This window comes from Mesorhizobium sp. WSM4810, from assembly GCF_055811235.1.
On sequence record NZ_JBVVQV010000023.1, the window covers coordinates 102,684 to 110,561 of the forward strand.

At 58.5% G+C, this 7,878-nt stretch carries 8 protein-coding genes and 2 pseudogenes; 9 read left to right on the top strand and 1 reads right to left on the bottom strand.

From position 1 onward, the window contains the following. Positions 1–239 precede the first annotated feature (239 nt). The gene (locus AC0L3O_RS26840; RefSeq protein WP_473617088.1) at positions 240–974 is read left to right on the top strand and encodes a hypothetical protein; all 735 of its coding nucleotides are present in this window, start codon (positions 240–242) and stop codon (positions 972–974) included. Between the two features lie 103 nt (positions 975–1,077). Here the strand turns inward: AC0L3O_RS26840 and AC0L3O_RS26845 are convergent, their stop codons facing one another. Beyond that, positions 1,078–1,581 (bottom strand): helix-turn-helix domain-containing protein, encoded by a 504-nt coding sequence (locus tag AC0L3O_RS26845; protein ID WP_473617090.1) that lies wholly within the window; start codon positions 1,579–1,581, stop codon positions 1,078–1,080. Positions 1,582–1,695: 114 nt separating this feature from the next. Here AC0L3O_RS26845 and AC0L3O_RS26850 point away from each other — a divergent pair, with 114 nt between their 5' ends. From AC0L3O_RS26850 to AC0L3O_RS26885, 8 genes and pseudogenes are all read left to right on the top strand, one after another. Continuing rightward, positions 1,696–2,142 carry a hypothetical protein gene (locus tag AC0L3O_RS26850; RefSeq protein WP_473617091.1) on the top strand — a complete coding sequence of 149 codons (447 nt, stop codon included), beginning with the start codon at positions 1,696–1,698 and terminating at the stop codon, positions 2,140–2,142. A gap of 140 nt (positions 2,143–2,282) precedes the next feature. Then, positions 2,283–2,612: a single-stranded DNA-binding protein gene (locus AC0L3O_RS26855; RefSeq protein WP_473617092.1), complete on the top strand. Its 330-nt coding sequence runs from the start codon at positions 2,283–2,285 to the stop codon at positions 2,610–2,612. A 182-nt stretch (positions 2,613–2,794) separates the two neighbouring features. Beyond that, positions 2,795–3,226: a hypothetical protein gene (locus AC0L3O_RS26860; protein ID WP_473617094.1), complete on the top strand. Its 432-nt coding sequence runs from the start codon at positions 2,795–2,797 to the stop codon at positions 3,224–3,226. Positions 3,227–3,535: 309 nt separating this feature from the next. Then, positions 3,536–3,761, top strand: a pseudogene (locus AC0L3O_RS26865) (zincin-like metallopeptidase domain-containing protein); the annotation flags it as partial. A gap of 275 nt (positions 3,762–4,036) precedes the next feature. Then, positions 4,037–5,230 carry a plasmid partitioning protein RepA gene (gene repA / locus AC0L3O_RS26870; RefSeq protein ID WP_287304689.1) on the top strand — a complete coding sequence of 398 codons (1,194 nt, stop codon included), beginning with the start codon at positions 4,037–4,039 and terminating at the stop codon, positions 5,228–5,230. Then, positions 5,230–6,246 carry a plasmid partitioning protein RepB gene (gene repB / locus AC0L3O_RS26875; protein ID WP_473617095.1) on the top strand — a complete coding sequence of 339 codons (1,017 nt, stop codon included), beginning with the start codon at positions 5,230–5,232 and terminating at the stop codon, positions 6,244–6,246. The genes repA and repB overlap by 1 nt, the downstream gene beginning before the upstream one ends. Positions 6,247–6,401: 155 nt before the next feature. Continuing rightward, positions 6,402–7,607, top strand: coding sequence for a plasmid replication protein RepC (gene repC, locus AC0L3O_RS26880; RefSeq protein WP_473617097.1), 1,206 nt, complete (start codon positions 6,402–6,404; stop codon positions 7,605–7,607). Between the two features lie 88 nt (positions 7,608–7,695). Then, positions 7,696–7,878 (top strand): annotated as a pseudogene (locus AC0L3O_RS26885) (antitoxin); the annotation flags it as partial.

A 7,878-nucleotide genomic window follows, 5' to 3' on the forward strand; every position in this document is an offset into this window, starting at 1 on the left:
TACCGTGGCAAATCATCGAATCGTAGGAGAACTGATAGGCAAAAAGAAAACCCGGCGCGAAGGCCGGATTTCCAAGAGGTCGTAGCTGGAACGGAACGCCAATTCCGTCGAATTGCCACCAAAACAAGATGGCAAAATCTAGCTGCTTCCCCTGACAGTCGCAACAGGAAAATGCGCTTTCGCGCCACGGATTTTCTTTGCCGTAAGCAAGGGAAGACGTGGTGACCATACACACCGAAATGGCCCAGTGGCTTGCCGACATCACGACGGTCAAGCAGATCGACCACTATCTTGCGCTGGTCTGGCGAGGGCTGGCCGAGGGCGCCTTGAGGGACCAGGAGGCGCAAGAACTAAGCGAGGCCGCCTGTTCGCGGCGCTCCCTGCTGCAATTGGCACGCGAAGCCCGGTTGCCGCCGGCGCGCACCTACTTTCCGCAGCGTCCGAAATCCAAGCAGTCGCGCCACCAAGCGGCGAGCGGGTCGCGCTGCCCCGTCCGATGGGCGAGGAAACGGCGCTTGGGCGATATGGCCGCCCTACCTCCAAATGTGCGGGATCGCTTCACGGAGGGTGAACGGGCTGTGCTTTACATTGTCGCCTCGGATTGCCGTCAGCACGGCTCTTGCGGATCGAGCGTCAAAGAGATCGGCGACCGCGCCGGCGTCGGTGCCACCACCGTCCGCAACGCGCTGCGCCGGGCCCGCCATCTTGGCCTGCTCGACATCACAGACCGCCCGCAATGGCGCGCCAGACATCTGCCGAACCTGGTAAAAATCCAGTGCCGGCGCTGGCTCGCATGGCTCAAAAAATTTCGGCCGAACTTCGGCCTTAAATTTTGTCCGACTGGGTTCAAAAAAGCGGCGTCCTCAGGAACCTTCGGCAATAAACAGAAAGGCGGACAGCCTTCTTACAGCCGGGCGGATGGCCCTTCGGGCCGCTTTCAGCGGTTTGCTGGACGCAAACCACCGTCCGGCTGACGGCTCGGACGCCTAACCCAATCAGTCCGCACCCAGTCGAACCGTCGCAAAGGGGGCTTTTGAACAAGCCTGCCGGAGCCGCTTGCGCCCGGCAAGGCAAAAATCAGCGCTTGGGGACGCGGCCGAGGAGCAGAGCGGCCGTCGGCACGCCAAGCCCTTTGGCGATCATGCCGATGATCGCCAGCGTCAGGTTCTGTTGCCCCCGCTCGATCTTGTAATACGTGACGGTCGAGATGCCGATCAGGTCGGCAACATCCTTCTTCATCATGTCCTTGCGGCTGCGGAAGCCATTTATCGCGCGCGCGATGTTGTCCTTGATCTGCTGGACGTCGAGTCGCTTCATGGATGGCTCCAGGACTGCCGGCGGCAGCAGCAATTCAGCGACGCTGATTTCAAGGGCCCGCGCGAATAGCGCGACTGTCGCGAGAGTTAGATTCTGCTCCTGCCGCATCGTCAAATAGTAGGTGCGGTAGGAGAATTCCTTTTCGCTGGCAAAGCTCTTGATCAGCGCCACAAAATCTCGATTCGAGAGATTGCGCCGCTGTCGTACTTCTTCGAGTTTTGCCGCTATTTGCACCTGCATGACATCGCGCTCTGGATTGTCCAAAACGTTTCTCGGATCGTATTTTTCCACCGCCGTCCAACCCCATACAAACCTCCTTTCGCGATCGCAAGAAATCAATTAAAGTATAAACTGCGACGTCCGTGAAAGGAGCTCCCATTGACCAAATCTCTGCTCTATGCCGCCGCCATTGCAGTCGGCTCCCTCTACGCCAGCAGCGCACCGGCTTCCGAATGGGGCTGTCAGGTACTGCTGTGCGTCTCCGGGAACTGGCAAGCCACCCCAAGCTGCCACCCGCCCATGTACCGGCTCCTCGGGGCCATGAAGCTTCCGGGTTTCTCCTGGCCGACGTGTCCCGCCGCGAGTTCCTCCGCGGCGCGGAAAGACGTCTATGACGACTGCCCGGAAGGTTGGACCGTCGGCTACAGCGACGTCGGGCACGACGGCAACCGCTCAAAACCAAACATGTGCGAGAAGCGCGAGAATCTGTGCTTCAACCATCGCAACGGCAGGCCAATCTTCAAGCCAGTCACCAACCGGCGTGACGGCGACAGTTGCCAGAAGACCATCAGCATGCCGCGGCCGGTGCGAGCCTTGGTACGTTGAGTACACTGACGCCACGGGCTTTAGACAGCGGGCCTGGTTCAATCTCAACATCTGACTGCTGTTTCCGCCGATTCTATGATGACACTCTAATTGACGTGCGAACGGAAATCGAGCCACCTAATTAAAGAAGGGATCCCAATATGCGCAGCATCAACCGTTTCACCGTTGCCGGTAACGTAGGCAGCGTCACCGGCTTCAACAAGGCGGTCCAGGTCAGCATCGCCGCCGACCGCTATTGGACCAACGACGCCGGGAAAAAGGAAACCAGGACGGACTGGGTCACCGTCACCGTGTTCGATGATCAGGCCGCGTGGATCAAAGACAATGTTTCCAAAGGCCAGCCGGTCATTGCCGAAGGCCGCATAAACAACTCATCCTACGAAAAGGACGGCGAGACGGTCTACACGACCGATCTGGTCGCAACGACGTTCAACGCCTTCCAAGTTGCCAACGCCAATACGAATGATTGACAGAACGTTCGACGGTTCTGCACGTTTTCGCGTCGCCCTCCGGCAACGTCTGCAGCGGCCTAGAATAGTCGTCGCGGCGGCGCAATCCGGCGAAGGCGCCGCTATCGCGGCTGGGTTCGTGCCCCCTCCCCTTCGGCCGAGTGGCGCGTTGGCAGACCGTCCGACAACAAGGAAGACTGGTCGTGGAAGACGACTTACTGGATGTTATCACGGTCGCGACCACTGGCATCGTGTGCTACTTCATCGCCTTGATTTTTGGCTTGCACACCATCCCTGCCCTTCTGTGCGGGGGCGCAGGCAGCGCTGCACAAGCAGTTCATCTGTGCTTTGGGCAATGCTCGCGAGTGAGGGTCTCCGGGCAGCGGACAATTCCTTTGAACACAACGACCGCACGGCCCGCCCGGGCGAGGAAGCCCGGCCCGATGCTCGGGGACGAAGACCGTGTCGCCATTGTCGTCACCACCGAGCGGATCGTCGCTGTGGATCGCGCTGACCTCCCCGAACGGCTGCCCTATGACGAGGCGGAGGTTACCTTTATCGCGCGATCCAATTTTTCCCGCCGTGGCCGTGAGCCGGAGGTCTCATCGAAGCGTAAGCCGAACGGGCTAAAGTGAGCAGGCAGGACACGCCGCCTGCCGAACTGAATGCCATCGAGACGGATACCGCGGCCCAGCGAGCGCGTGAGCGCGATAGCGATGACCGCGAACGATGACAGCGTCCGCAGGCGGCAAGCTTCTCAGCAACCGTGGTTGACCGGCCAGGCGTGATCGATGCGGCCGCCGCCTCCGTCCGTCGGGTGATTTGGCGGACAAGTTACGATAGCCCCTCCCCCACGCAATCGCTGTCGTGATCCTCCTCTTCGTTGCGGCCTCTTCGGGGTGCATGAGCTCGTTTCGGTATCTGCGGTCTTTGCCGTCAACCAACGCCTGGACCGCGACCTGCGGGGCAGATTCGGCAGTGAAGGCTATGCCGTCGAGGAGCTCGCGGCGTCGTTTCTGGGTGCCGCGACAACACAGCCGCCTATCTGGTGAGCTGGCACGCTGTCCTGAAGAATGACAAGAGGGCCATCATCACGGCCGCTGGAAAACGCAGGCCGCTGCTGAGTATCACTCCGCGCTGCAGCCGGCCGCCGGACAGGAAGCCGCGTAAGGAGAAGCGACTATCGGGACGGCGGCGGGGGAAGTTCGGCACTGTCACAGCAATCGATCCTTCATCGTTTCAGGTGACTTGCCATTTGGTTGTCCGCGGACAACCACTGCTCGGTCTAAGGTGTTCTTCTGCATTTCCCCATGAGTTGTCCGCGGACAACTAAGCTCGAAACGGCATCAGGGTTAAGCGTTTGTAAATTCGTAACGAATCGGGTCTTATTATAACTGCGCAGTTTATCGCATCTTAGTGTTAATTGCGCAGTTCGAGGGCCAAGGATGTTACAGACTTCAATCCAAAGCGGTGAACAGGAGCACCTGCCGTCCATGTTGTCGGCAGATTCGCTCGAACTGTCACGTCAGTTGCAGTTGCACCAGCAGAAGATATTTCCTCCGAATTCTCAGAAGGCGATTCGCAATTTCAGCCCGGCCGAGGCCTCCTATTACATCGGCATCGGAGAAGGATATCTCAGGCAAGTCGCATCCGAAGGCTACGGGCCAGAGCCGCTGGCTAACGGTCGGCGCATGTACACGCCGGACGACATGGGGCGGATTCGGCAGACTCTCGACGAAAAGAACGGGTCCCCAAAATATGTCCCGAACCGCCGTCCTGGAGAGAAACTTCAGGTGATTGCGGTGATGAATTTCAAAGGTGGTTCCGCAAAAACAACCACGTCCGCGCACCTTGCACAGTATCTGGCACTTCGCGGTTATAAGGTGCTTGCGATTGATCTCGATCCACAAGCGTCGCTATCGGCTTTGTTCGGCCATCAGCCCGAACTCGATGTTGGCGAAGGCGAGACGCTCTTTGGCGCCATACGATACGACGAACCGCGACCGCTGTCGGAGATCGTCCGAGCGACATACACGCCGAATTTGCACATTGTGCCGGGCAACCTCGAATTGATGGAATTCGAGCATGAGACGCCAAAAGCGATTATGACTGGATCGGCAGAATCGATGTTCTTTGCCCGGATCGGCGAAGTCCTGACCGACATTGAAAGCCTGTACGATGTAGTCATTATCGACTGCCCCCCGCAACTGGGCTTTTTGACGATGTCGGCGCTTTGTGCCGCAACGTCGGTTCTCATTACCGTTCATCCACAAATGCTAGATGTGATGTCGATGAGTCAATTTCTGGCGATGACCAGCGAGTTAATGGCTGTCGTGGAAAGGGCAGGGGGACGCACCAGCTACGACTGGATGCGCTATCTCGTGACACGTTTCGAGCCGAATGACGGCCCGCAAAGCCAGATGACTGGGTTCATGCGCGCCATCTTTGGGAATCGGATGCTTCACAACCCCATGCTCAAATCGACGGCGATATCCGACGCAGGCGTGACAAAGCAGACCCTCTATGAAGTCGAGCGGTCGCAATTCACGAGGGGAACGTACGACCGTGCTATGGAGTCCTTGAATCAGGTCAATTCGGAAATCGAAGGCCTGCTGAAGGCGACTTGGGGGAGGAAATAATGGCCCGCAAGAATCTCATTGAGGTTTCGGTTGATAATCCAGCCACGGAAACTTCATCGCCGATGACGGCTGCGAGACCAATCGCGGGCTTCGTCCCTCCTGCTGTGCGCAACACTCCCATTGGGGGGATCACCAAGACCCTCGGCAACATTACGCAGAAGTTCGAACGCGCCCAGGATATCGAGAAGCAGCTGGCCGAAGGGCAAACGATCATTGAGATCGATCCAGCCCTCGTTGACTCCTCTTTCGTCAGCGATCGAATTGGCATCGATGTCGTCAAGCTTGCCCAGCTTAGCGAGCAAATCAAAGACCACGGACAACAGGTGCCGATCCTTGTGCGCCCTCATCCAGACGCCCGGGGACGGTATCAGGTCGCCTATGGCCATCGGAGACTGGCGGCCGTCAAGGTATTAGGTATCAACGTCCGCGCGGTCGTCCGGGAACTTTCCGACGACCAGCTCGTCGTCAGTCAGGGGCAGGAGAACAACGCCCGGACTAATCTTTCATACATAGAGAGAGCATTGTTTGCAGTTCGCCTGGAAGATCGCTCGTTCTCCCGAGAGACCATCATGGCGGCCCTCGGGATCGATAAGGCTGCTCTGTCGAAAATGGTCTCTGTTGTGCGGCAGGTGCCAATCGAATTGATCGAAGCCATAGGCGCTGCGCCTGAGATCGGCCGTAGGCGGTGGATGGAACTCGCCGAGCTGCTGCCGAAGGTAAACGTCAATAACGTGCTGGCATTGCTGTCGGAACCAGAAACCAGGGCGCTCTCGAGTGATCAACGTTTTCAAGCAGTGGTCGATGCCCTGACAATCAAACCTGAGAAGACGCCCAAAAGCAACGGTGCTCTCAAATCCTGGGCCCCCGCTGACAAATCGATTCGCGTCTCGCTGAAAACCAGCGGAAAAACCGCCACAATCGCTATTGGCGCGGTCAACGGGCCGCTCTTTGCCGCATACATTACCGAACGGCTAGATGGCCTCTATGCCGATTGGCAGTCGAAGCAGGAGAACTGAAACCGCAAAAGAAAAAGGCCCCCGACGGCGAACCGTGGAAGCCCTTCTCGATCTGTAGCAAGCCGAGAATCTCATTTCCACGAATCAGTGTCAAGAGTTTTAAGCGTCGATTCGGCGGACGGATTTCTTTTGCCTAACTGAAGGCGAAGGAAGAAATGGAGACGAGTATTGCAACGACGCCCTTTGGGCGGCGGCCGATGTCGCTTGCCATGCTGGCAGCGCAAAACGGGTCACGTGAGATCCCCAAGGGCAGGGTCGTCGACAAGTGGCAAATCTACCGCAACCTCTGCGAGGGTAAAAGCATCGTCGGCATCGGCGATCGCGCCCTGGCCGTCCTGAATGCGTTGCTGTCATTCTATCCTGACAATGAGCTGAGCGAGGAAAACGGCCTCATCGTGTTTCCCTCGAACGCACAGCTGTCGCTCAGGGCGCACGGCATGCCCGATTCCACCTTGCGGAGGAACCTGGCGGAACTGGTGAATTGCGGTCTGGTCATCCGTCGGGACAGCCCGAACGGCAAGCGTTATGCACGCAAGGGCAGGGGAGGGGAGATCGAGGAAGCATTTGGCTTTTCGCTGGCGCCGCTGCTGGCCCGTGCTCAAGAGTTCGAGGCGGCGGCCGAGCGTGTTCGCGCCGACAACAGGGCGCTAAGGCTTATTAGGGAACGCATTACGCTGCACCGCCGGGATATCCACAAGCTGGTCGAGGCGGCCGTTGAGGAAGACGTGCCGGGCGACTGGGGAGGCCTGTGGAGGCGTTTCCGCGCCGTTGTGGAGACAATTCCGCGCCGTGCATGCATTGCCGAGCTTGAAACTATCGTGGCCGATCTGGCTGCGTTGCGTGATGACGTGGATAAGCTGCTGGAAACCCATATGGAATCCACGAATCCGAGCGGCAATGAATCCCAAAGCGAGCGGCAGCAATCTGATTCAAACACCGACTCTATTTTTGAATTTGAACCTGCTTTGGAGAAAAGCGGGGCAGCGGCCGAGCCACTAACGAGGACCGCAGAGCCGCCGAGAATTTATCCGCTGGGGCTAGTGCTGAAGGCCTGCCCCGAAATTGCAGACTACGCTGTTGAGGGCATCGGCAACTGGCGCGATTTCATGATAACCGCCGCCCAGGTACGAGGATACCTGGGCGTTTCGCCGTCTGCGTATGAGGATGCCTGCCATGTCATGGGTCAGGAAATCGCCGCAGTGGTGATTGCGTGCATTCTGCAGCGGGCACAGCACATCGAGTCAGCTGGTGGCTATCTGCGCGTGCTGACCGAGAAGGCGAGGGCAGGGGAGTTTTCGGTCGGGCCGATGCTGATGGCGGCATTGCGAGCAAACGGCGCGACTGCAAAGATGACAGGGTGACTGTCGGCGGATCGGTTCGCGCTGCTGCGGGGCTTGCATGACGCATCAAGTGAGGCTATATTTTGCCTCAAATGGAATGGAGAGTGAAATGCTAGCGTTCGGAAACGTCGCCGACGTGTTGGGGCTGCCCGTTAAGGAGGTGGCGGCGCGGTCGCCTTTCGGGCTGATCTCCCGGATCGAGGATGGACTTCCCATTGGCGCACTTGAGCGCGTTGCGCATCTTCTGGCGCCTGGCGATGCTCAGTTCAAATACCGGCTGATCCCCAAGGCG

What these genes read in the sequence shown, in the direction of transcription:
- AC0L3O_RS26840 (WP_473617088.1), top strand. Translation starts at nt 240, where the DNA reads ATGGCCCAGTGGCTTGCCGACATCACGACGGTCAAGCAGATCGACCAC.
- AC0L3O_RS26855 (WP_473617092.1), top strand. Translation starts at nt 2,283, where the DNA reads ATGCGCAGCATCAACCGTTTCACCGTTGCCGGTAACGTAGGCAGCGTC.
- repA (WP_287304689.1), top strand. Translation starts at nt 4,037, where the DNA reads ATGTTACAGACTTCAATCCAAAGCGGTGAACAGGAGCACCTGCCGTCC.
- repB (WP_473617095.1), top strand. Translation starts at nt 5,230, where the DNA reads ATGGCCCGCAAGAATCTCATTGAGGTTTCGGTTGATAATCCAGCCACG.
- repC (WP_473617097.1), top strand. Translation starts at nt 6,402, where the DNA reads ATGGAGACGAGTATTGCAACGACGCCCTTTGGGCGGCGGCCGATGTCG.